We start from the raw sequence: 23478 nt of genomic DNA, 5'->3' as shown, positions 1-23478 counted from the left end.
TAGCCCTGCCGGTCCCCGCCGGGAAGATCCCGCGACCCGCGGAAGGGCGGCCCGCCGCCGGACAGACCCGCCACGACCCCGGGCGGGATCGACGTAGATCAGCGGAAGGCCGAGTCGCGCAGCGCGCGCGGCAGCGCCCGGTCGAGGTAGCCACTGGTGCCGCTGTCGCGCAGCTCCGTCGCGGCGTCCACCAGCGCACCGTACGCCGCCCAGGCCAGGCTGCCTCCCGTCGACACCCGCCGCACGCCGGCGGTGGCGAGTTGCGCCACGGTCGGGCCGTGCCGCAGCGCCAGCACGTTCACCGCCGCGCCGGTCTCGCGGACCACGGCGGCGATGTCGCCGAGATCGGCCAGCCCCGGGGCGTACAGGCATGCGGCGCCCGCGTCCCGGTAGGCGAGCAGGCGGTCGATGGTGTCCCGCAGGTCGCCGATGCCGTAGAGATGGTTCTCGGCGCGACCCGTGAGCACCAGGCCGTAGCGGGCGCACACCTCGGCGGCCGCGGCGATCCGCTCGACCGCGACCCCCACGGGATCGATGCGCTCCGTGGCGGGGTCGTAGTCCTCGATCGACACGCCGCTGGCGCCGGCCTCCGCCAGCATCCGTACGGTCTCGGCGACGCCCGCCGGGTCCGCCGCGTACCCGCGCTCGGCGTCCACGGACACCGGTATCTCGACGGCAGCGGTCAGCGTGGCGACGTGGGCGACCAGCTCGTCGCGGGTGGCGCGCTGGTCGGCGCGGCCGAGGGAGGCGGCGAACCCGGAACTCGTGGTGGCCAGCGCCGGGAAGCCCAGGCCTGCCAGCAACCGCGCCGACGGCACGTCCCACGGGTTCGGTATGACGAACGTGCCCGCCTCATGCAACCGGCGGAAGGCACCACGGGCGTTCTCGATCATGCCGGCCGATGCTACCCGCGTCAGAGCAAGCCGTTGGCCCGGGCGCGGCGGGACAGATGTCCCGGCCAACGGTCCAGGCTGACGTGCGGAGCGTGGGTCGTGCGTTGTCGGCCACGGGGGTGTGGCGCACCATGGGGGTTCAGCGAGCGAGAGGACCGTCACGTGTTCTTCGATCTGGGCGTACGCGATTTCCTGGACCGTGCCGAACTGGTGTACGCCGACCGCGTCGGGGTCGTCGACGAGCCCCAGCAGCCCGCCCCCTCCTGGGGCTCACTGACCTATCGGGAGGTCGCCAGGCTGGCCCGGGCCCAGGCCGCCGGGCTCGACGCGCTGGGCGTACCGGTCGGCGGCCGGGTGGCGATCGTGTCGCACAACGCGGCCCGCCTGCTCGTGTCGTTCTTCGGTGTCTCCGGTTGGGGCCGCATCCTGGTGCCGGTCAACTTCCGGCTGTCGGCCGCGGAGGTGAAGTACATCGTGGAGCACTCCGGCGCCGAGGTCCTGCTCGTCGACCCGGAGCTGGAGCACCTGTGCGACACGGTCACCGCGAAGCACGTCTGCACGCTCGGGGACGACGACGAGATCTTCGGCAGCACCGCCGACCCGGCGCCGTGGGCGGGTGACGAGTCGGCCACCGCGACGCTGAACTACACCTCCGGCACCACGGCACGGCCCAAGGGTGTCCAGCTGACCCACCGCAACCTGTGGCTCAACGCCGTCACCTTCGGACTGCACACCACCCTGTCCGACCATGACGTGCTGCTGCACACCCTGCCGATGTTCCACGCCAACGGCTGGGGCATGCCGTACGCGCTGACCGGGCTCGGCGGGCGGCACATCGTGCTGCGCAAGGTCGACGGCGCCGAGATCCTGCGTCGCATCGACCGGCACGGCGTCACCATCCTGTGCGCCGCGCCCGCGGTGGTCACCGCCGTACTGGACGCCGCCGCGACGTGGGACGGGGAGGTCCCCGGCCGTGACCGGGTACGCGTCGTGGTGGCCGGTGCCCCGCCACCCACCCGCACCATCGAGCGGATCCGCGCCGAACTGGGCTGGGAGTTCCTCCAGATCTACGGCCTGACCGAGACCTCACCGCTGCTGACGGTCAACCGCATGCGCGCCGAGTGGACCGGCCTCGACCCGCACGAGCAGGCCGGCCTCCTCGGCCGGGCCGGCGCGCCCGCGCTCGGCACCCGGATCAGGATCGACGAGGACGGCCAGGTGCTGGCCCAGTCCAACACCAACCTGGAGGGCTACTGGGCCAACCCCGAGGAGACCGCACGGGCACAGGCCGGGAACTGGTTCCACACCGGCGACGGCGGCACGTTCACCGACGGCTATCTGACGATCTCGGACCGGAAGAAGGACGTCATCATCACCGGCGGCGAGAACGTGTCCTCGATCGAGGTCGAGGACGCACTCATCTCGCACCCGGCGGTCCGGGAGGCGGCCGTGATCGGCATCCCCGACGAGACCTGGGGCGAGCTGGTCACTGCGCTGGTGGTCACCGACGGCCGACCGCTCACCGCCCAGGACATCATCACCCACTGCCGGGATCACCTGGCCGGTTTCAAGTGCCCCAAGCGGGTGGAGTTCCTCGACGCGCTGCCGCGCACCGCCACCGGCAAGATCCAGAAGTTCAAGCTGCGCGAGCCGTACTGGGCGGGCCACGAACGCGAGGTCAACTGACCGTCAACCGGGCCGGACCACGCGGGGACCCAGGGGCGGCGAGGCTGTGACGGGAACCCGCAACTCGCGGGCGGGATCAACGGCATGTGCGCCCAATCCCGTACGCATCGACTTGCCGCCCCGGTGATGGCGGACCGGTGGTCCGGTACAGACCTCCCGGTACGCGATGCCGAGCGCCGCCATCGCACGCGACAGACCCGGGCGGTGCACGGTCGCATAGCTGACGACCACGGCGCCGGGCTGGACGGCACGGTTGATCCGGTAGAACTGCGCGCCGTGCACCAGCACGGATCGGGCCTGTGCCGCCCGCAGCAGCGCGGCCTCGTCGCATCCGGCGGGCAACTCCAGGTAGGTCTGCAGGCCGCTGGCGGCGCCGATCGGCCGTACCCCGGGCAGCAGCCGCAGGGCATCGTCCCGGACCTGCTCACGCCGCTTGCGTACCTCGTCGCGCACGCGGCGCAGGTGCCGGTCGAAACCGCCGGTCTCCAGGAACCGGGCGAAGGCGAGCTGTTCCAGCCCGGAACACCCGAAGTCCCGGCTGGACCTGACGAACTCCAGGCCGGGCATCAGCGGGGACGGCACCACCAGCCAGCCGAGGCGCAGCGCCGGCGCCAGGACCTTGCTGGCGCTGCCGGCGTAGACCACCCGGTCGGGGGCCAGGCTCTGCAGCGCCGGCGCCCGGTCGGCGGCGGCCACGAAGGCGCTCTCGAAGTCGTCCTCGATGACGAAGCCGTCGACCCGGTGCGCCCACTCGACCAGCTCGGCCTTGCGGTGCGCGGCCAGCGGCACGCCGGTCGGAAACTGGCAGGCCGGGGTGACCACCACCGCGCGGGCACCCGTGCGGTACAGCTCGTCGACGACGAGGCCGTCGGCGTCGACCGGGACGCCGACCGGCCGCAGCCCGGCCCGGGACATGAACTGCCGCTCGCCGGGATGGCCGGGGTCCTCCACGGCCACCACCTCGTGACCGCGCTCCCGCAGCACCGCGCAGAGCAGCGCGAGGCCCTGCGCGAACCCGGCCGTCATCATGACCCGGTCGGCGCGGGCCCGTACGCCGCGCACCCGGCTGAGGTAGCCGGCGGCCGCCTGCCGTACGGCGGGGGGCCCGGCGGGGGTGGCGTATCCCAGCTCGCTCGGGCCGGCCGCGCTGATCACCGCGGTCAGGCAGCGCACCCACTCCTGCCTGGGGAACCAGGACGCGTCGCAGCCCCCGGTGCGCAGGTCCCACCGCGCGGCGACCGGTCGCTGCGGCGCCGCAAGCACCGACTCCCGCGGCGGGCGCACCGAGGGTGCGACGGAGGTGCCGGAGCCGCGCCGGGCGACCAGATACCCCTCGGCGATCAACTGCTCGTACGCCTCCACCACCACGCTGCGCGAGACGCCGAGGTCCATTCCGAGTCGCCGGCTTGAGGGCAGCCGGGTCTCCGGTTGCAGCATGTCCTCCTCGATCATGCGCCGGATGGCGTCGCGGGTCTGTTGCGCGATCGGGATCCTGGATTGTCGATCGATCGATATCTCTAGATGCCTGCTCAATTGGTCTCGTCCCCCGATGATGAAGTGGTATGGACGGCACGCGTTCCGCGTTGATCTGATGTTTCCCAACGAGCCGGCGATGTGTATCGCCCAATCTCAAACACGGTATCGGGGCTGGTGACAGTCCTGTGTGGAGCGTCATTGTGACGCTCACTACAAGCCGAGTCATCGAGGCTTCTCGCTGCGAGAAACGCGCACGCTCAGCGTCCAGGATGGATTGACCAGAAGGCCGGTTGCGGAATGGGACCGGAAATGCTGCACACGGGGGTAAGCCGCATGTCTGATCCGAACCAGAAAACCCTATTGGCGGGAACAGTTCCGATTGCGGTGCACGTCGTACCGCTGCCGCCCGTCGACCCGCTCGCGCTCTACGCGACCCTCGCCGCCCAGCGTCCGGCCGGCGACCTCTACCTGCTGGAGAGCCTCGACGGCCCGGACCAGGACCGCCATGGCGCGATGCTCGGCTGGGACCGCCTCGCTGAACTGCGGTTCGTCGGCGACCGTCTGGAACTGCACACCTCCGGCGCGCTCGGTGCCGCCCTGGCCGCCGTCGCCGACGCGGTGCTCGGCGTCCGCCTCGGCCAAGCGGACGGCGTGCGCACCTGGCGGGTCGCGGGGCCGGACACGGTCTGGTCGACGGTGCGCGCGCTGACCGGCGCGCTCGCCCTCGACACCGAGGTGCCGGTCGGCGCGTTCGCCTTCGGCTTCCTCACCACGTTCGCCTACGAGGCGGCCTGGGACATGGACACGCTGCCGCCCAACCCGGCCGCCGACCAGGTCGCCCGCCTCACCCTGACGTTGTTCCGCAACACGGTCTGGTGGGATCTGGACACCGGTACCGTCAGTCAACTGGTCAGCTCCGGTCCGCTGCTCGATGCCGGGTCCACGCCCCTGGTGACCGACCTGCTGGCCGGTGCGGTCGAGCCCGCCGGCACGCCGGCCGCCCCGGCGCCGCACTGGGTACGCGACAGTGTGGACGCTGAGACGTTCCAGGCCCGCGTCAAGGAGTGTCTCGGCTTCATCGAGGTCGGCGACAGCTACCAGATCCAGATCGGCCACCGCATCGAGGTGGCCAGCGACCTCGCCCCGCTGGACGTGTACCGGCGCCTGCGCGAACGCAGTCCCTCGCCGTACATGTACCTGCTGCCGTGGGCCGGCGAGACCGTCATCGGTGCCAGCCCGGAACTGTTCCTGAAGATCCAGGACGGCTCGGTGGTCATGCGGCCGATCGCCGGTACCGTCCCCCGCGCCGCCGACCCGGAGAGCGACCGTGCCCGCGTGGCCGAGCTGGTCGGCAGCGACAAGGAGCGGGCCGAGCACGTCATGCTGGTCGACCTGTGCCGCAACGACATCGGACGGATCTGCGTCCCGGGCACGCTGAGCGTGGACTCGATGATGCGGGCCGAGCCGTTCGCGTACGTGCACCATCTGGTGTCCACGGTGTCCGGGCGGCTGGAGGACGGCGTCGACGTGTGGGACGCGGTCTGCGCGGCCTTCCCCGCCGGCACCATGACGGGCGCGCCCAAGCTGCGCGCCATGGAGATCATCCAGTCCATCGAGGACAGCCCGCGCGGCATCTACGCGGGCGCGCTCGGCCTGCTCGACCCGCGCGGGTACGCCATCTTCGCGCTCTGCATCCGCACCGCGGTGCACGACGGGCGGGTGTACCGCACGCAGGCGTCCGCGGGCGTGGTCGCCGACTCGACGCCGGGCGGCGAGTGGCGCGAGACGCTGGCCAAGATGAGCGCGACCTACTGGGCGCTGACCGGAAGCGAGCTGCTGGCATGAGGGTCCTGCTGGTCGACGCGTACGACAGCTTCACGCACATCATCTACCAGTACCTGCGGACACTGGGCGCCGAGACCGTCGTCGTACGCTCGCGCACCCGCACCCCGGACGAGATGGCCGCGCTGGCGCCCGACGCCGTGCTGCTGGGCCCGGGGCCCGGCCACCCCGCCGACTCGGGACACGTGGAGCTCGTGCACCGCTTCGTCGGCGAGGTCCCCATCCTCGGCGTCTGCCTCGGCCACCAGGCGATCGGGCTGGCGTTCGGCGGCGTCACCGCGGTCGCCACCCACCTGATGCACGGCAAGACCAGCGTCGTCGACCACGACGGCCGGGGGGTCTTCGCGGGCTCGGCACGGTCGCTGACCGTCACCCGCTACCACTCCCTGATCGTCACCCACGACATGCCGCCGGAGCTGGAGGTCACCGCGGTCGCGCGCGACGACGGCTACGTCATGGGCCTGCGGCACCGCTCGCTGCCCGTCGAGGGGGTGCAGTTCCACCCCGAAAGCATCATGACCGAGGACGGGGCACGGCTGTTCGACAACTTCCTGCGCGGTGCCGCCCGCACCTCGGTCGCGCCGGTGCCGTGACCCTCGGGTCGGCACGCCGATTGGCCTCATCGAACGGCGCGGCATTGGTCGCCGCGCGGTCCCGTCCGCGGACATACGGTGCGGCGCAGAACGCCACACCCTGAGGAGTCCCATGCCACAGCCCACCGACCCCGGCGGTATCCGGGTCACCATCGACGAGCGCGTGCTGGAACGCGTACCCGACTATGTGCTCGGCCTGATCGCGGTGCCCGCGCTCGACGTGCCCCGCGACCACCCGGCGGTGCGGCGGCTGCTCGCCGCCGCCGAAGCGACCGTGCAGGCGCGGGGGCTGGACAAGGCCGGTGTCGCCACGCTGCCCGGCATCGCGGCGTGGCGGGACGCGTACCGCGCCGTCGGGCTGAACCCGAACCGGTTCCCGTGCGCGGCCGAGGCGATCGCCCGGCGGGTCGCCAAGGGCGACCGGCTGCCCCGGATCAACGCGCTGGTGGACCTGTGCAACGCGGTCTCGCTGGCCACCAGCCTGCCGGTCGCGAGCTGTGCCGTCGGCTCCGTCGTGGACGAGCTGGCGGTCCGCCCGGCCGGCGGGACCGAGACGTTCCTGCCGCTCGGCCAGCCCGACGCCGCCGAGCACCCGGAGCCCGGCGAGGTGATCTACGCCGACCGCGCCGGACGCGCCCACTCGCGGCGCTGGAACTGGCGGCAGAGCCATGTCCTGGCCACCGGCACCGGGCCGCAGCGGCTGCTGCTCACCGTGGAGGCGGCGGATCCTGCCGGTGCGGCCCAGGTGGACGCGGCCCTCGACCGGCTCGGCGACGCCCTGGCTGAGCTGGGTGACCCACCGGCGCACCGGCTGCGCCTGGACCGCACCGTCCGCACCGGATCACCGTTCGCCGCCGAGACCGTCACCGTGGGGAGGCCGTCATGAAGCGTGCCATCGTCATCGTCTACCGGCCGCAGGCCGGCCGGTACGCCGCCCAGTTCGCCAGCGTCGTCGCGGCGGCGCGGGAGTACGGCGTCGAACCGGTCGCGGTGATCCCCACCGGCTGGGACCCCGCCGACGCCGGCGGGGTCCGCAGCTACCACGCCGACCTGGACGACTCCGCGCACGTGCGCCGGGTGATGGACACGATCTGCGCCGAGCACCGGGTGGAACGGATCTTCCCGCTCTTCGAAGGGGACGTGCTGACGGCCAGCCGGTGCCGCCGCGACCACGCCATCCCGGGGCTGGACCCGGAGCAGGCGCTCACCTTCCGCGACAAGAACGTCATGCACCGGCGGGCGGAGGAGCTCGGCATCCTGGTGGCGCGCTCGTGCCGCCCGGACACCCTCGGCGCGATCCAGGAGTTCGCGGCCACCACGGGCTACCCCATCGTGCTCAAGCCGTACGCGGGCTGGGCCTGCGGCCGTACGTTCCGGGTCGACTCCGACGCCGAGCTGGAGCGGGTGTGGCCGGAGATCGCCGACGACCGGCACGACTACCGGGTCGAGGAGTACGTCGAGGGCGTCGAATACCACGTGGACTCCCTGGTCAGCGACGGCGAGATCGTCTTCGAGCAGCTGTCCCGGTACACGTACTCGATCCTGCAGTTCCGCGACGAGCCGGGCGGGACGATCTCGCGCCGGCACGACCTGTCGGAGGGCGAACGGCGCATCCTGTCCCAGAACGCCCGGCTGCTGCGCGGCTTCGGGATGCGCACCGGGGTCGCCCACGTCGAGTTCTTCCTGCGCGACGACGGGTCGGTCGTGTTCGGGGAGGCGGCGGCCCGGGCGGGCGGCGGCTCGATCGTGCCGGCCATCCAGGCCGGGCACGGCATCAACCTGGCCGGCGAGTGGTGCCGGCTGGAGCTGGACCCGGCGCACCGGCCGGTGAGCCGCGGCGGTCCCGAGGTCGGCACCGAGTACCTGTCCTCGTCGCGCGTCGGCCGGATCACCGAGATCACCAGTGCCGAGCAGCTCAAGAGGCTCGACTCGGTGCTCGACGCGGACGTGTGGAAGCGCGCCGGCGACGTGCTGGCCCCACCGACCGCCTCCAACGACGTGCTGGGCTGGTTCGTCTGCTCCGGCCGCGACTGCGAGGACGTGAAGGCCCGGTTCAAGGTCATCCGGGACACCTTCGTCGTCCGGACCGCGCCGGAGCAGTCATGATCGGCGCGGCCCGGCTGCGGCAGTTCGCGGACCTGCCCAGACCGTTGCGGGTCCTCGTGCTGGCCTGCTTCGTCAACCGGGTGGGCATGTTCGTCTTCCCACTCCTGGCGGTCTACCTCACCGACGCCAAGCACCTGAGCACCGGCCAGGCCGGCGTGCTGATCTCGGTCGGCAGCACCGGCCTGCTGGTCGGCAGCCTGCTCAGCGGCCCGGTCTGCGACCGGGTCGGGCGGCGCCCAGCGCTGCTGGTCAGCCTCATCCTGAACGCCGTGGGATACGCGGGCCTCGCCCTCGTGCGGGACTCGCCCTGGCTGTACGCGACGTTCCTGTTCGTCGCGCTGGTCGGCATGGGCATGTTCGCGCCCGCCGCGAACACCCTCATCGCCGACCTGGCCTCGCCCGAGCAGCGGCCGTTCGCGTACACGGTGAACTACATCGCCAACAACCTGGGCATGGGCATCGGCCCGCTGCTGGGCGGCGTCGCCGCGGCGTACTCGTACGCGCTGATGTTCGCGGGCAACATCGCGCTCGGGCTGGCCTGCGCCGCGATGATCGCCCTGTGGGTGCCGCGCGACACGATCCGCCGCAAAGCCGAGCCGGGACGCCTCCACGAGCCGTCCGGGCGGCGCCGCGACACCGACGTGGCGCTGGTGGTGCTCGCGTCGCTGTGCTACGTGGCGCCGCTGATCGGCATCGAGTACGCGCTGCCGCTGGCGGTCACCACCGTGCTGAACACGTCCGCGGCGATGATCGGCGTCGTCTACACCATCAACAGTGTCGTCGTGGTCTCGGCGGGACTGCTCATCGAACGCAGGATCAAGACGCACCCGACCCGGATCCTGCTGATCGTGGCGGGGGTCCTGTGGACGGCGGGCACCGCGCTGATGGTCTTCGCCTTCTCGCTTCCGGCGATCCTGCTGTCCACGGTGGTGTGGACCCTCGGCGAGATCATCGTGTCGGTCGTCATCCCGACGTACATCGCCGACCACGTCGACGGGCGGCGGGTCGGGCGGTTCATGGCGCTCAACGGCTTCGTGCTCAGCTTCGCCCGCCTCGTCGTACCGATGGGCTTCGGCCTGCTCTGGCAGGAGCAGGGCCACGCGCCGGTGTTCCTCGCCCTGTTCCTGGCTCCCGCGCTCGGCATCCTCGCCTACGCGGTCCTGCCGGTGCGCCGCGCGCCGGTGCCCGAACCACGACCCCAGTACGTCTGATCACTACCACCCGGAGATGCACAGCAGATGCCCGTCACCCGATTCCTTCTGTCCGCGAACGACCTCCCCACGACCTGGTACAACGTCGTGCCGGATCTGCCCAAGGGGCTGCCGCCGATGCTGCACCCCGGCACCCGGCAGCCGGTCACCCCGGCCGACCTCGCGCCGCTGTTCCCCCAGGCCCTGATCGACCAGGAGTTCTCCACCGACCGCGACATCGACATCCCCGGCGCGGTCCTCGACGTGTACCGGCAGTGGCGGCCGAGCCCGCTCGTCCGGGCGCACCGGCTGGAGCAGGCCCTGAAAACGCCGGCCCGGATCTACTTCAAGTACGAGGGTGTGAGCCCCGCGGGCAGCCACAAGCCCAACACGGCGGTGCCGCAGGCCTACTACAACAAGCGGGAAGGCGTGGCGAAGCTCACCACCGAGACCGGCGCCGGGCAGTGGGGCAGCTCGCTGTCGCTGGCCTGCTCGTACTTCGGGCTGGACTGCGAGGTCTACATGGTCCGGGTCAGCTACGACCAGAAGCCGTACCGGCGGGCGCTCATGGAGACCTTCGGCGCCAGCGTCACCGCCAGCCCGAGCACGCTGACCGAGGCCGGACGGGCGGCCCTGGCCGCCGACCCGGACTCCACCGGCAGCCTGGGCCTGGCCATCTCCGAGGCGGTCGAGGCGGCGCTGGCCAGCGGCGGCACCGCGAAGTACGCGCTCGGCTCGGTGCTCAACCTCGTCCTCATGCACCAGACGGTCATCGGGCAGGAGGCGCTGCGCCAGCTGGAGCTGGCCGACGACTATCCCGACGTGGTGATCGGCGCGGCCGGGGGCGGCTCCAACTTCGCCGGCCTGGCCCTGCCCTTCTGGCGCCGCCAGCACGACGGCAGCGGCCCGGCGGTCCGGCTGATCGCGGTCGAGCCCGCCTCCTGCCCGTCGCTGACCGAGGGCACCTACGAGTACGACTTCGGTGACACCGCGGGGATGACACCGCTGACCAAGATGCACACCCTCGGCCACGACTTCGTGCCGCCGTCCATTCACGCCGGTGGGCTGCGGTACCACGGCATGGCGCCGATCGTCAGCGCCCTCAAGGACACCGAGGCGCTGGAGGCGCGGGCCGTGCCGCAGCGGGCCTGCTTCTCCGCCGGTGTCCAGTTCGCCCGGGCCGAGGGCATCGTGCCCGCACCCGAGTCGACCCACGCGGTGCGGGTGGCGATCGACGAGGCGCTCGCCTGCCGGGAGTCCGGCGAGTCGAAGGCCATTGTGTTCTCGCTGTCCGGCCACGGCCACTTCGACATGCAGGCGTACGTGGACTACTTCGCCGGACGACTGACCGACTGACGCGGCGCGCCCGGAAGGGGTTCCTTCCACCGTCCGGGCGCCCACGCCGATTCACGGGGGACGAGAGGACATGCCAAGCAGCATCCTGGCCATCAACGGTTCCGAACGCGCCGGGGGAAACACCGACCTGGCGGTGGCCCACGCGGGCCGCCTGATCGCCGCGCGCGGCGGCGAACTACAGACGATCTTCCTGCGCGACCACCGCATCGCGCCGTGCAGCCCGTGCGGCAACTGCAACAGCCGGCTGGTGCCGTGCGAGCTCACCGACGACATGCCGGCCCTGATCGAACGGATGCGCGCGGCCGACGGCATCCTGTACGCCGCGCCGGTGCACGGCTTCGGCCTGGCGCACCTGATGCAGATCTTCATCGAACGCGCCGGCGTCGGCTACCTGCGCTTCGACCGTCCGCTGGCGAACAAGGTCGGCGGGGTGATCGTCACCGGCCGCCGCTACAGCGACTCGTCGGCACACAACCAGATCGTCAACAACCTGCTTCTCAACCGCATGATCCTCGTCGGCAGCGGCTTTCCGGTGCTGCTGCGCAACACCGACAGCACACCGGGCCTGAACGACGTCGAGGGCCTCGACGCTCTCGAACGCATGCTGCACCGGATGCTCGACATGATCCAGCTGCTGCACCGGCACCAGCGCATCGTCGACGGACCGGTGCTGCCCCTGCGTGATCTCAACGAACGCGTTCCTCGTCCGCGCCGCGGCGAGCACACCCCCCACCGAGGAGACATCGACAATGTCCACTGACGCCGTCACCCTGCCCGTCGGCATCGACTTCCCGAACGCCGAGTGGGAGACCTGGCACAAGCCGGGCGCCGACGGGCGCGTCAAGATCGCGTACGTGGGCGGTCAGCGACTGCGGCTGCTGGAGCTCCCCGCCGGTTTCGACGAGCACGAGTGGTGCGTGCGCGGCCACAGCGGCTACGTGCTGCAGGGCGAGTTCACCATCCACTTCCGGGACCGGTCGGTGCCGTGCCGCCCCGGCATGGCCTTCGTCATCCCCGACGACGACGAGCACCGCTCGCAGGGTTCCAACGACGAGCCCACCGTCGTGTTCGTCATCGACCGGGTCGTCGCCGCATGACCGAGCGAAGCGAGGGCACGCCGGGCCGGCACAGCGTCACCGGAAATGTGGGACCCGGTTACGCACAGGGCGAAATCGACCGAATGCGCAACCGCATCGACGAACTCGACGAGCAGATCGTCGCGTTGCTGGCCGAGCGGACCGCCGCCGTGCGGATCCTCACCGAGCACAAGACGGACGAGGCCGCCGTCCGCTCCCCCGACCGGGTCCGGGCGGTGCTGGCCCGCGTCGAGATGCTCGCCGAGCGGCACGGCATGCCCCCGCGGATCGCCCGGGAGACGTACCGGGCGCTCATCGAGGAGCTGACCGCCATGCAGCTGGTCCGGTTGGCGCGGCGGCGCGGGACACCGGTGTGATCACCGACCTGCGTACGGCGGTCGCGGCGCTGGAGTCGATGCCGGGCGAGCTGGTGCGCGTCGACGACGAGCTACCGGCCCGCTTCGGCCCCGGCGCGCACTACGCCCGGTGGGCCGGGACGCCGGCCCCGCCGCCCACCGGCCCCGGCCCGGCCGTGCTGTTCGAGAAGGTACGCCCGGTCACCGGGCCGCCGTCGCGGGTCCTGATGGGCCTCTACGGCACCCGCCGCCGGGCCGCGGCCCTGCTCGGGCTCCGCCCCGGCCAGGTGCCGTTCCGGCTGCGCGACGCCGTGGCCGCACCGCTCGCCCCGGTGCCGGCCGCCGAGCCGGGCCGGTGGCCGCGCCACGTTCTCCCCACGGACCTGTCGGCGCTGCCGATCCCGGTCCTGACCGGTGAGGACGCCGGCCCGTACCTCACCCTCGGCGCGGTGCTGGCCACCGACCCGGAGACCGGCGTACGCAATCTGTCGGTGCACCGCATGTGCGTGCGCGGCACCGACCGGCTGACGATCTGGATGGTGCCCGGCCGCGACCTGGGGCTGGCGTACGAACGTTCGCTGGCGCGCGGCAGGTCGCTGCCGGTCGCGATCCACCTCGGCCTCTCCCCGGCCGTGATGCTCTCCTCCTGCTGCCCGACCTCGCTGGTGCCCACCGGGCTGGACGAGCTGGCGGTGGCCGGGTCGCTGGCCGGGGCGCCGGTCGAGCTGCTGCCCTGCCGCAGCGTCGCCGCCGAGTTCATCGCGGACGCCGAGTACGTGCTCGAAGGCGAGATCACCGCCGAGCTGGCCGCCGAGAACCCGGACGGCGAGGCGGCCACCCCCGAGTTCCTCGGCTACCAGGGCCGCGCCCACCCGGCGCTGCCGGTGGTCCGGGTCACCGCGGTCACCGCCCGGCCGAATCCGATCCTGCAGGCCGTCTCCGGCCCCGGATACGAGCAGTCGCACCTGCTCGGCTTCGGCATGGAAGCCGCGATCCTCGACGACCTGCTGCGCCGCGACGCCCCGATCCGGGCGGTGCACTGCCACACCTCGGGCGGCGGTCAACTCATGACGGTGCTGCAGTGGGCCAAGCGGGACGCGGGCGACGACGAGACCGTCCGCGCCGCGTCGCTGGCGGTGCTGGAGCGGTTCCGGATGGTCAAGCTGGTGGTCGGCGTCGACTCGGACGTCGACGTGGAGTCCGAGCAGGACCTGTGGTGGGCGATGGCGACCCGGCTGCAGGGCGACCGGGACATCGTCGTGCTGCCCGACCGGGAGGGGTTCCCGCTCGACCCCTCCCAGCACACCGGCTACTCGACGACGATCTCGGCCGACGGGCGCACGGCGAAGACGCTGTTCGACTGCACGGTGCCGTACGGGCAGCGGCACCGGTTCCGGCGGCCCGCGTTCAGCACGCCGCCGCCCCCACGGTGATCCGTTCGGTGCCCCTCACGGCGTCCGCGACGCGACGAACTATTTCGACGATTGGTGCGTCAAGACCACCAGAATTCCCAACGCAGACCTTGACGCCAACGGTGGGGATACCGGTTGGACGCCGGGGACATGAAGAATCGCGAATAGCTGACCTGGCTATGGTCATAGTCTGATCCGGCTTGGCTGGAACCAGCCAAGCCTCGTAGATGGCCTTCACCGAAACTGCTACTGATAACGGTCGGCGATGACGGTGCGGAATGGTCCCTTCGCCAACTGCATGACTCTCCTCAAGATCACATAGTGGGCCAGTGCAAGCCGCCCTATAAGCTCACCCCAACACCCCCAAACGGAAGGGCTGACGTGGCCGAGTACGAGCACTGCCAGGTAGTGACCACCACGGACTCCCGCGATGCAGCCGACGCACTGGCCCGAAGTGCGGTCGAGGCCCGGGTAGCGGCCTGCGCCCAGGTCAGCAGCCCGATCACCAGCACGTACTGGTGGGAGGGTGCGGTCGAATCCGCCGAGGAGTGGCGGATCACCTTCAAGACACCGATCGCTCGGTACTCCGCCCTAGAGGCGCACATCCGCGAGCACCACAGTTACGATGTGCCCGAGATTCTGTGCAGTCCGATCACGGCCGGCAATCCGGCCTACCTGGCCTGGCTAACCGCAGAGACACAGGGGAGCTGACTCCCGGTTGGTTAGCCGACGTGTACGGCCGGGCGGTCATGTTATACACGTTGGACAGCTCGGCGCGCACCAATGAGTCATACGTGTCGTCGGTGCGATCGAGCGCTACGCCGAATGACCGAGCAAAGCCGTCCAGCTCGGCTTGTACGGCCAGGCCGGATTCGCTCGGGCCGATCACCTTCTCGATCTCCAAAAAGGTACCGGCATGGTCTACGTCATCCAAGCACAACGACAGGTCCCGATACCTGGCCCCCCGACGCGCTTTGACGATACGGACGGTCGGATAGAAGCCCATCTGCATGATCGCCTGGTGCATCTGCTCGCGGTCAGCTACCTCGGACTCGAATTCAAGGCACGACTGCTCGTTCTCCACCGGCCGCTTGAGCGTGAACAAATGGCGACCGTCCTGGGTACGCAGCCGGGCGAACGAGGTTCCGACCTTGCTCATGCCGTACTGCCACCCGACCGGGGCGTACGCCTGGTCGTCCTGGTGCACAGCCGTGGAGAGCGCAATACCCCGCTGATGCAGGGCAAGTAGGAGGCCGTCGAAGTCCCGTACGCGGTACTTGACCTCGATCTCTTGAGCGCTGCTCACGAAGCGGCTCCCTCTTGCTCGACAGGCGGTCGAGCGTGAGCGTAGCGGCTACGCACTGGCCAGCGGGGATCTGCGGCGTTGGTACCCGCCGGTGCCGCAGCAGTGGTCGGACTCGGTGCGCCCGGGGCGCGCGCAGCGCCAAGCAGCCCCGCCAAGACCGCGTCCGACCCGCCGCTGATCTGGCCGCGACACCGACCACGTCGGCGCACCGCCGGGCCGGGACACCGGGGGGCGCTGCGCAGGCGGGGTCGTCGTGGTACCGGACGGAGGGAAACCCCAAACTCAGCCGGATGGGTTGCCGACAGCGGACTCACGCCGATCGGGCGCCGCCGCGCGGACCGCCGCGGCGAACGACGCCACCCCCTCGGTGATCCGTTCGGTCGGCACCGCCCCGTAGCCCAGCAGGAACATCGGATCATCCGGGGTGGGGCCGACGAAGTAGTCGGCCGCCGGATAGACCAGCACCCCACGCGCCGCCGCCTGGCGGGCGATCTCGGCGGCGTCGGTGCCGCGCACCCCGCCGATGGTGACCAGCACGTGCAGGCCCGCGTCCGCCCCGCTCACCCGGACGGCGCCGTCGAACTGTACGTGCAGGGCGTCCAGCAGGCGGCGCCGGCGCTGCCGGTACAGCCGGTCCATCCGGCCGATGTGCCACGCGTACGAGCCGGAGGAGATGAACGTGGCCAGGGCCTCCTGGGTGACAGTGGCCGTCAGCCGGTCGGTGATCCACTTCAGGCCGAGGAACGGCTGGACCAGATGCTGCGGCAGCACCGCGTAGCCGATCCGGATCGACGGGTACAGGGTCTTGCTGAAGCTGCCCACGTACGCCACGTCGGCGTCGCCGGGGTCGGCCGCGATCGCCGGGATCCGTTCGCGCGACAGCGTGAACTCGTGGTGGTAGTCGTCCTCCAGCACGGTGGCGCCGTGCCCGCCCGCCCAGGCCAGCAGGTCGCGTCGGCGCTGCGGCGACATGATGTACCCGGTGGGGAACTGGTGTGACGGCGTCACGTAGATCAGCCGCACCCGGTCGGGTTCGTGTCCGGCCGCGCGGACGTGCCGGTCGATGTCGCCGACCCGCAGGCCCTGTTCGTCCACGGGGACGGCCACCACCGTCGCGCGGGCGTACCCGAAGATCTGCCGCAGCACCGTGTGGCTCGGATCCTCGATGACGATGACGTCGTCGGGGCGCACGAGCAGCCGTACCAGGATGTCTATCGCCTGGGTGGCGCCGCTGGTGATCAGGATGCGATCGTCCGGGGCGAGCAGCCCGCGGCTGCGCCGCAGCAGCGCCGCCAGTTGCGCGCGCAGCGCGGGCGAGCCCTCGGCCGGGCCGTAGCCGAGCAGGGCCGCGTCGGCGTGGCTGAACGCCTCGTTCACCGTCCGGCGCCACCGGGAGATCGGGAACTGCGCCAGCGCGGGTGTGCTGTGCCGGAAGTCGATGGCGTTGTCCGCCGACCGCTCCCACGGCTGCCAGAGTGGATGGTCGGCCTGCCCGGCCAGGGGCGGCTCCGGGGCCAGCCGAGACGTCCGGGCCGGGCCGTCGGGCGGCCGCCAGCGGGGCAGCGTGCGGCTGACGCGGGTGCCGGAGCCGCGCCGGCCGTCCAGCACGCCGTTGGCGCGCAGCAGCTCGTACGCGCGCAGGACGACCGTACGGGACACGCCGAGTTCGTCCGCCAGCTCGCGGCTGGGTGGCACCGGATCGCCGGGCTGGAGCTTGCCGGTGCGTACCGCGTCGACGATGTGGTCGCAGAGCTGGGTCTGCAGGGAGACGGCGCTGCCCCGATCCAGGGCGATCATGATCTGCGACGTGCCCACCGCACCAGACTACTCACCGGCACATCGCGCCCTACCGGGCGACTTGCACCCCCGTTGATGCCGGTCGGGGCGGGTTTGCATCCCGGCCGGGTCGGGAACTGGTGACCTCGCCCGGCGCCGAGGTCTCCGCGATCCGCCGTCGCCCGGAAGGGGGGCGGGGCCGTCCGCCGCGTATTGTTCTGGGTGCCGCTGACATGTGCCGAGGTTGCGCAGGCGGGAGGCTTTCTGAGGCCGGTAAGGAACGGAAGACACGGACCATGATTGCCGATGAGCACCGGTCGCGGGCGTCCTCAGCGGCCGAGGTCTTCGCGGTCGGCGGGGATGTCGGCCGGGACCTCGCCGCGGTGTCCTGGGAGGCGACGCCGCTCGGTTCACCGGCGGCGTGGCCGCAGAGCCTGCGGACCGCGGTCAGCATCCTGCTGTCGTCCCGGTTCGCGATGTGGATGGCGTGGGGCCCCGAGCTGACGTTCTTCTGCAACGCCGCCTACCGCCGCGACACCCTGGGCCGCAAGTATCCGTGGGCCCTGGGCCGCCCGGCGAGCGAGGTGTGGGCGGAGATCTGGGACGACATCGGCCCGCGCATCGACACCGTGCTCTCCACCGGCGAGGCGACCTGGGACGAGGCGCTGCTGCTGTTCCTGGAGCGTTCCGGCTACCCGGAGGAGACTTACCACACCTTCTCCTACAGTCCGTTGCGCGACGACGACGGCGCGCTCGTCGGCATGCTGTGCGTGGTCAGCGAGGACACCGAACGGGTGATCGGCGAGCGCCGGATGGCGACGCTGCGTGACCTCGGCTCCGACCCCAGCGCGATCCGTACGGAACAGCAGATGCTCGCCTTCGTGGGCGCGCAGCTCGGCCGCAACCTGCGGGATCTGCCGTTCACCCTGACGTACCTGTTCGACGGCGAGGGTGCCCGCCTGGCGGGTTCGACCGGCATGCCGACCGGGCATCCGGCCGCTCCTCCGGTGCTGCCGGCCGGTGACTCCCCGGCGTGGCCGACGGCGGCGCCGGCGCGGGGCGAGTCGGCGCTGGTCGCGCTGGACGGCGGCCCGTTCACGCGGTTGCCGTGCGGGGACTGGCCGCAGCCACCGACGCACGCGCTGCTGGTGCCGTTGCTGCAGCAGGGCGGCGCGCCGTACGGCTTCATGGTGGCCGGGCTCAACCGGTACCGGACCCTGGAGGACAGGTACCGGGGATTCGTGGAGCTGGCCGCCGGGCACGTGGCCGGCGGTATCGCGAGCGCTCGCAGCTACGAGGCGCAGCAGCGGCGGGCGGAGGAGCTGGCGGAGCTGGACCGGGCGAAGACGGCGTTCTTCTCCAACATCAGCCACGAGTTCCGCACGCCACTCACGTTGATCATGGGTCCGGTCGAGGAGCTGCGGACCAGGTGGGCCCCGGATGAAGGCGTCCGCGCCGAGCTCGACGTCGTGCACCGCAACGGGCTGCGGCTCGGCAAACTGGTCAACAGCCTGCTCGACTTCTCCCGCATCGAGGCCGGCCGCATGCAGGCCCGCTACGAGCCGGTGGACCTGGCGGCCGCCACCGCCGAACTCGCCAGCGTCTTCCGCTCCGCGCTCGAGCGGGCCGGGTTGGCGCTCGAGGTGGACTGCCCGCCGCTGGGCCAGCCGGTGTACGTCGACCGCGGCATGTGGGAGAAGGTGATCCTGAACCTGCTCAGCAACGCGCTGAAGTTCACGTTCACCGGCTTCGTGCGCGTCGCCGTACGGGCGGAGGGCGACCGGGCGGAGGTCACGGTGGCCGACACGGGCGTGGGTGTGCCCCGGGAGGAGATGCCGCGGCTGTTCGAGCGTTTCCACCGCATCGAGAACGCCCGGTCCCGCTCGAACGAGGGCAGCGGTATCGGCCTGGCCCTCGTCAAGGAACTCGTCGAGTTGCACCGCGGCACCATCACGGCCACCAGCACCGTCGGCCGGGGCACCACGTTCGTGATCGGCCTGCCCTTCGGAACCGACCATCTCCCGGCCGACGCGTTGGCCGACCCCGGCGGCACCGTCACGGTCTCGGCGACCGCGGAGCCGTTCGTCCAGGAGGCCCTGCGCTGGGTGCCGGCCGGCCCGGAAACCGAGCAGGTCGCGGGCGCCCGGCCCGAGGCGCAGGCGAGCCCGGCCGGCACAGCGGCCCGGGTGCTGGTCGCCGACGACAACGCGGACATGCGCGACTACCTCACCCGGCTGTTACGGTCCGCGGGCCACCAGGTCCAGGCCGTCGAGGACGGGCAGGCCGCCCTGGAAGCGGCGCGCCGGCAGGTGCCGAACCTGATCGTCAGCGACGTCATGATGCCCCGCCTGGACGGCCTCGGCCTGGTCGCGTCGCTGCGCGCCGATCCACGTACGGCGGGCACGCCCGTGCTGCTGCTGTCGGCGCGGGCCGGGCAGGAGGCCTCCATCGAAGGCCTGGAGGCCGGCGCAGACGACTACCTGGTCAAGCCGTTCTCCTCGGCCGAGCTGCTGGCCCGGGTACGGGCGAACGTGGAGCTGGCCCGGCTGCGCAACCACCACGCCCGGTGGCGCACCGCCCTGATCGACTCCCTGCAGGAGGCGTTCTTCATCTGCGACGAGGACGGCACCGTCATCGAGATGAACTCCACCTTCACCGACATCCTGGGCTACGGGCCCGAGGGCCTGCCGTATCCGCCGGTGCATCCCTGGTGGCCCGACCCGGCCACCGATCCCGAGGGGTACCAGCAGGCGGCCGAGGCCTTCACGGTGCTCGTCGAGCGGCCGCACGGCGCCTACACGATCCCCGTCACCCATCGCGACGGGCACCGGCTGTGGGTCGCGGCGGCCTTCAACCAGGTCGACGACCCGGAGACCGGGCGTCGCGTCATCGTCGGCACGCTGCGCGACGTCACCGCCGAGCACTACGCCGTCCAGCGGGAGAGCGCCCTGGCGGCCCTCAGCGTCCGCCTGTCCCAGGCGGAGAGCCTCACCGGGGCGCTGCACGGCGTCCTGCCCGTCCTGCAGGGACTGTGGCAGGCGACGCGGGTGTTCACGACGGTCTTCGACGGCTCCGGCACGCCCGCGGTGACCACCTCCGGCCCCGAGACGCGCTGGGACACGCTGACCGAGCAGCGCCGGCGGGCACTGACCGCGTTGCGGGACAAGCCCCTGCTCACCCCGGTCGCCGAGCGGACCGGCGGCGCCGGCGTCGCGTTGGAGCACCCCGACGGCACCATGGTGCTGTGGATCGACCTGGCCGAGAACCGGCCGTTCACCGAGCAGGACCAGACGTTGCTGGCCGTGCTGGCCGGCCACCTCGGGCAGGGACTGCGCCGGGTGCACCAGCTCGACCAGCAACGCGAGACCGCGCTGGCGCTGCAACGCGCCATCCTCGGCCCGGCCGAGCTGCCGGCCGGATTCGCCGTGCGCTACGCACCCGCGACCCGGCCACTGAAGGTCGGGGGCGACTGGTACGACACGGTCCCGCTGGCCGACCGGCGCATCGGCATCGTTGTCGGCGACTGCGTCGGCCACGGCCTGCCGGCGGCCACCGTCATGGGCCAGCTGCGCAGCGCCTGCCGCGCCCTGCTGCTGCAGACCACCGACCCCGCGCAGACGCTGACGGCGCTCGACCGTTTCACCACCCAGCTGCCCGGCGCCATGTGCGCCACCGTCTTCTGCGGCATCCTCGACCTGGACACCGGCGCGCTGTCCTACGCCAGCGCCGGCCACCCGCCCGCCGTCGTCACCCATCCCGACGGCACCACGGACCTCCTCGACCAGGGCCGGTCACGGCCCCTGGGGGTCCACTCCGACACCCGGCGGCCGGAGGCCCGGTACAGCATGCCGAGCCGCGGCACCCTGTTGCTCTACACCGACGGACTGATCGAACGACGCCGCCAACCGTTGACGACCGGCATCGGCCGCGTCACCGTGTCGGTTCAGCAGGGACGCGCCACCGACCTGGAGGAGCTCGCGACCGGGCTGATGCGTGACATGGCGCCCCTGGGTGGGTACCAGGACGACGTGGCGCTGCTCCTGTACCGGCATCCCGGTCCGCTCGAACTCGACTTCCCCGCCGAAGCCACCCGCCTGGCCGCCGTCCGGGCGAGGCTGCGCGGCTGGCTCGCCCAATGCGGCGTCGACACCACCACCGCGCAGAACGTCCTCGTCGCCGCGGGTGAGGCGTGCGCCAACGCCATCGAGCACGGCCACCGCCACCTGCCACCCGGACGCATCCGCCTGCACGCCGCCGCCACGGCGGACGATCTTCACCTGACCATCACCGACAGCGGTCGCTGGAAGACGCGGCAGCCCACCGACGACTCGAACCGGGGCCGGGGGCTCACCATCATGCGGGCGCTCATGACCCAGGTCACCGTCACGACCGGTGTCGCCGGCACCGTCGTCGGTCTGCATGCGAGGATTCCCGCATGAGCGCCGCCCTGACCTTGGCGACCGGCCGCCGTTCGGACGGCGCTTTCGTGCTCACCGCGACCGGCGAGATCGACATGAGCAACGCCGATGCGTTCGCCACCGCTCTGGCCGGGGCGCACCGGGACGCCGACGGCGCTCCGTTCGTCGTCGACCTCACCGGGGTGGCCTATCTCGACAGTGCCGGACTGGCCGCCCTCTTACCCCACGTCGAGCACGTCCACCTGCTGGCCACGCCGTTGATCGGCCCGGTGCTGACGATCGCCGGCCTCGCCGAGCTCACCACCATTCACGATCAGTGAGCTCGGTTCGTGCGGGCGTCAGACCGTGAACCGGGTGGTCAGCGTACGGATGGAACCGGCCAGTTCGGCCAGTTCCGCCGCCGCGACGCTGACCTGCTCGGCGTGGGTGGCCGCGGAGCCGGCCGCCCCGGCCACCTCCCCGATCACGGCGTTCATGTCGGACACCTGACCGCTGGTGCTGGCGGTGCCGCTGGACAGCAGGTTGGTGGTGGCCTCCTGCTGTTCCACGGCGGCGGCGATGGTGATCTGGTATTCGCTGATCCGGTCGATGACGGACGTGATCCCGCCGATCGCCTCGACCGCGGAGCCGGTGTCAGCCTGGATGGCGGCGATCTTCGCGGCGACCTCCGCGGTCGCCTCGGCCGTGGCGTTGGCCAGCGTCTTGACCTCGGTCGCGACGACCGCGAAGCCCTTGCCCTGCTCACCGGCGCGGGCCGCCTCGATCGTGGCGTTGAGGGCCAGCAGGTTGGTCTGCTTGGCGATGGAATCGATCAGGGCGATCACGTCGCTGATCTCCGCGCTGGACGCGCCGAGTTGGGTGACCGTGCCGCTCGCCGAGTTGGCGGCGTCCACCGCGTCCGCGGTGACCCGCGCCGCGTCGGCGGCGCTGCTGGCGATCTCGGCGATCGAGGCATGCATCTCTTCGGCGCCGCTGGCCATGGTGTCGACCTGGACGGCGACGCCCTCGGCGGTGGCGTTCATGCGCTGGGCCTGCCGGGCAGTGTCCGCGGTGACGGTGCTGATCTCGGCGCTGGCGGCCTCCAGCTGGGCGCTGTTGGCGGCGACCGCCTCGGCGGCGTGGTGCAGCTGTTCGATGGCGGCGCGGCTGTTGCCCACGGCGGCGTCGACGGCCGTCGCCATCCGGGCCAGGTCGTCGGTGCCCTCGAGCTCGACGCGGGCGGTGAGGTCACCGGCGGCGACCCGTTCGAGGGTGTGCCGGATGCGGCCGATCGCCGAGGAGATGCGGCGCACGATGCGCCACGCCGTGACCGCCAGCAGCAGCACGCCGAGGGCGCCGACGATGCCGGTGGTGCGGGCCTCGGCGGCGGCCGTGGCGTCCACGTCGTCGACGTACACGCCGGAGCCGACGATCCAGCCCCAGGCGGGGATGCCCTGCACGTAGGAGACCTTCGGCTGGGGGTCCTGCCTGCCGGGCTTTGGCCAGGAGTAGTCGACCTGACCGGCCCCGTGGGCCTTGACCACGTCCACCATCTCCACGAACAGGTGCTTGCCGTCCGGGTCGACGTTGCCGGTGAGGTCCTGGCCGTCGAGCTCGGGCTTCACGGGGTGCAGCACCATGCGCGGGGTCATGTCGTTGACCCAGAAGTAGTTGTCGCCGTCGTAGCGCAGGCCCTTGATCGCGGCGACCGCCTGCTGTTGGGCCTGCTCGCGGGTCAGCTCCCCGGCGGTCTCGCGAGCGACGAAGCCGTTGATCACCCCGGCAGCGGTCTCCACCACGTGCCGGGTCTGCAGTTCCCGTTCCGCCATCAGGTTGGCGCGGGTCGTGAGCTGCGCGGAGATCACCACGGCCACGATGCTGGCCAGTGCCAGCAGGACCATGAGGGCGAGACGGGCGGTGACACCCGGTTGGGTGAGCTGCCGCAACCGCGTCGTCAGGGCGTTCATCGAGGGGTTCTCCTTCGCGCCCGTCAGATGGGGGTGTGGGCACTGT

Annotated in this window: 19 protein-coding genes; 14 read left to right on the top strand and 5 right to left on the bottom strand. The window is 71.8% G+C overall.

What is annotated here, in order from left to right; translation table 11 throughout:
• Window positions 1-98: 98 nt before the first annotated feature.
• Window positions 99-893 carry an isocitrate lyase/PEP mutase family protein gene (locus EV385_RS28965; protein WP_130512338.1) on the bottom strand — a complete coding sequence of 265 codons (795 nt, stop codon included), beginning with the start codon at window positions 891-893 and terminating at the stop codon, window positions 99-101.
• 162 nt (window positions 894-1055) lie between these two features.
• Between EV385_RS28965 and EV385_RS28960 the strand changes: the two genes are divergently transcribed.
• A complete protein-coding gene (locus EV385_RS28960; protein WP_130512337.1) occupies window positions 1056-2579 on the top strand; it encodes an AMP-binding protein in 1524 nt (507 codons plus the stop codon).
• Between the two features lie 3 nt (window positions 2580-2582).
• Here the strand turns inward: EV385_RS28960 and pdxR (EV385_RS28955) are convergent, their stop codons facing one another.
• The gene (gene pdxR, locus EV385_RS28955; protein ID WP_130512336.1) at window positions 2583-4112 is read right to left on the bottom strand and encodes a MocR-like pyridoxine biosynthesis transcription factor PdxR; all 1530 of its coding nucleotides are present in this window, start codon (window positions 4110-4112) and stop codon (window positions 2583-2585) included.
• A 327-nt stretch (window positions 4113-4439) separates the two neighbouring features.
• Between pdxR (EV385_RS28955) and EV385_RS28950 the strand changes: the two genes are divergently transcribed.
• From EV385_RS28950 to cutA, 11 genes are all read left to right on the top strand, one after another.
• Window positions 4440-5900: an anthranilate synthase component I family protein gene (locus EV385_RS28950; protein WP_242625128.1), complete on the top strand. Its 1461-nt coding sequence runs from the start codon at window positions 4440-4442 to the stop codon at window positions 5898-5900.
• Window positions 5897-6490, top strand: a complete 594-nt coding sequence (locus EV385_RS28945; RefSeq protein ID WP_130512334.1) for an anthranilate synthase component II — start codon at window positions 5897-5899, stop codon at window positions 6488-6490. The genes EV385_RS28950 and EV385_RS28945 overlap by 4 nt, the downstream gene beginning before the upstream one ends.
• A gap of 112 nt (window positions 6491-6602) precedes the next feature.
• The gene (locus EV385_RS28940; RefSeq protein ID WP_130512333.1) at window positions 6603-7376 is read left to right on the top strand and encodes a B3/B4 domain-containing protein; all 774 of its coding nucleotides are present in this window, start codon (window positions 6603-6605) and stop codon (window positions 7374-7376) included.
• Window positions 7373-8596, top strand: a complete 1224-nt coding sequence (locus EV385_RS28935; RefSeq protein WP_130512332.1) for an ATP-grasp domain-containing protein — start codon at window positions 7373-7375, stop codon at window positions 8594-8596. Before EV385_RS28940 ends, EV385_RS28935 begins: the two co-directional genes overlap by 4 nt.
• Complete coding sequence (locus EV385_RS28930) at window positions 8593-9807, top strand: MFS transporter (RefSeq protein WP_130512331.1); 1215 nt, start codon at window positions 8593-8595, stop codon at window positions 9805-9807. The genes EV385_RS28935 and EV385_RS28930 overlap by 4 nt, the downstream gene beginning before the upstream one ends.
• Window positions 9808-9834: 27 nt before the next feature.
• Window positions 9835-11142, top strand: a complete 1308-nt coding sequence (locus tag EV385_RS28925; RefSeq protein ID WP_130512330.1) for a TrpB-like pyridoxal phosphate-dependent enzyme — start codon at window positions 9835-9837, stop codon at window positions 11140-11142.
• 70 nt (window positions 11143-11212) lie between these two features.
• Entirely contained in the window at window positions 11213-11902 is a 690-nt protein-coding gene (locus EV385_RS28920; RefSeq protein WP_130512329.1) for a flavodoxin family protein, read from the top strand.
• Window positions 11892-12239, top strand: a complete 348-nt coding sequence (locus EV385_RS28915) for a cupin domain-containing protein (RefSeq protein ID WP_130512328.1) — start codon at window positions 11892-11894, stop codon at window positions 12237-12239. Before EV385_RS28920 ends, EV385_RS28915 begins: the two co-directional genes overlap by 11 nt.
• Before the next feature lie 83 nt (window positions 12240-12322).
• On the top strand, window positions 12323-12595 hold the full coding sequence (locus tag EV385_RS28910; protein ID WP_130512327.1) for a chorismate mutase: 273 nt from the start codon (window positions 12323-12325) through the stop codon (window positions 12593-12595).
• On the top strand, window positions 12592-14007 hold the full coding sequence (locus EV385_RS28905) for a UbiD family decarboxylase (protein WP_242625127.1): 1416 nt from the start codon (window positions 12592-12594) through the stop codon (window positions 14005-14007). Before EV385_RS28910 ends, EV385_RS28905 begins: the two co-directional genes overlap by 4 nt.
• A gap of 360 nt (window positions 14008-14367) precedes the next feature.
• Window positions 14368-14697 (top strand): divalent-cation tolerance protein CutA, encoded by a 330-nt coding sequence (gene cutA, locus EV385_RS28900; RefSeq protein WP_130512326.1) that lies wholly within the window; start codon window positions 14368-14370, stop codon window positions 14695-14697.
• Here the strand turns inward: cutA and EV385_RS28895 are convergent.
• Both EV385_RS28895 and pdxR (EV385_RS28890) read right to left on the bottom strand, forming a co-directional pair.
• On the bottom strand, window positions 14639-15292 hold the full coding sequence (locus EV385_RS28895) for a class IV adenylate cyclase (RefSeq protein ID WP_130512325.1): 654 nt from the start codon (window positions 15290-15292) through the stop codon (window positions 14639-14641). The two genes, cutA and EV385_RS28895, sit on opposite strands and share 59 nt — an antisense overlap.
• 282 nt (window positions 15293-15574) lie before the next feature.
• Entirely contained in the window at window positions 15575-17107 is a 1533-nt protein-coding gene (pdxR, locus tag EV385_RS28890; protein WP_130512324.1) for a MocR-like pyridoxine biosynthesis transcription factor PdxR, read from the bottom strand.
• Between the two features lie 257 nt (window positions 17108-17364).
• Between pdxR (EV385_RS28890) and EV385_RS28885 the strand changes: the two genes are divergently transcribed.
• Both EV385_RS28885 and EV385_RS28880 read left to right on the top strand, forming a co-directional pair.
• A complete protein-coding gene (locus EV385_RS28885; RefSeq protein ID WP_130512323.1) occupies window positions 17365-21507 on the top strand; it encodes a SpoIIE family protein phosphatase in 4143 nt (1380 codons plus the stop codon).
• Window positions 21504-21806, top strand: coding sequence for an STAS domain-containing protein (locus EV385_RS28880; RefSeq protein ID WP_130512322.1), 303 nt, complete (start codon window positions 21504-21506; stop codon window positions 21804-21806). The genes EV385_RS28885 and EV385_RS28880 overlap by 4 nt, the downstream gene beginning before the upstream one ends.
• 18 nt (window positions 21807-21824) lie before the next feature.
• Here the strand turns inward: EV385_RS28880 and EV385_RS28875 are convergent, their stop codons facing one another.
• Window positions 21825-23432: a methyl-accepting chemotaxis protein gene (locus EV385_RS28875; protein ID WP_130512321.1), complete on the bottom strand. Its 1608-nt coding sequence runs from the start codon at window positions 23430-23432 to the stop codon at window positions 21825-21827.
• Between the last annotated feature and the right edge of the window lie 46 nt (window positions 23433-23478).

The organism is Krasilnikovia cinnamomea, from assembly GCF_004217545.1.
GTDB lineage: Bacteria > Actinomycetota > Actinomycetes > Mycobacteriales > Micromonosporaceae > Actinoplanes > Actinoplanes cinnamomeus.
This window is presented reverse-complemented; position numbering and strand designations above follow the sequence as displayed.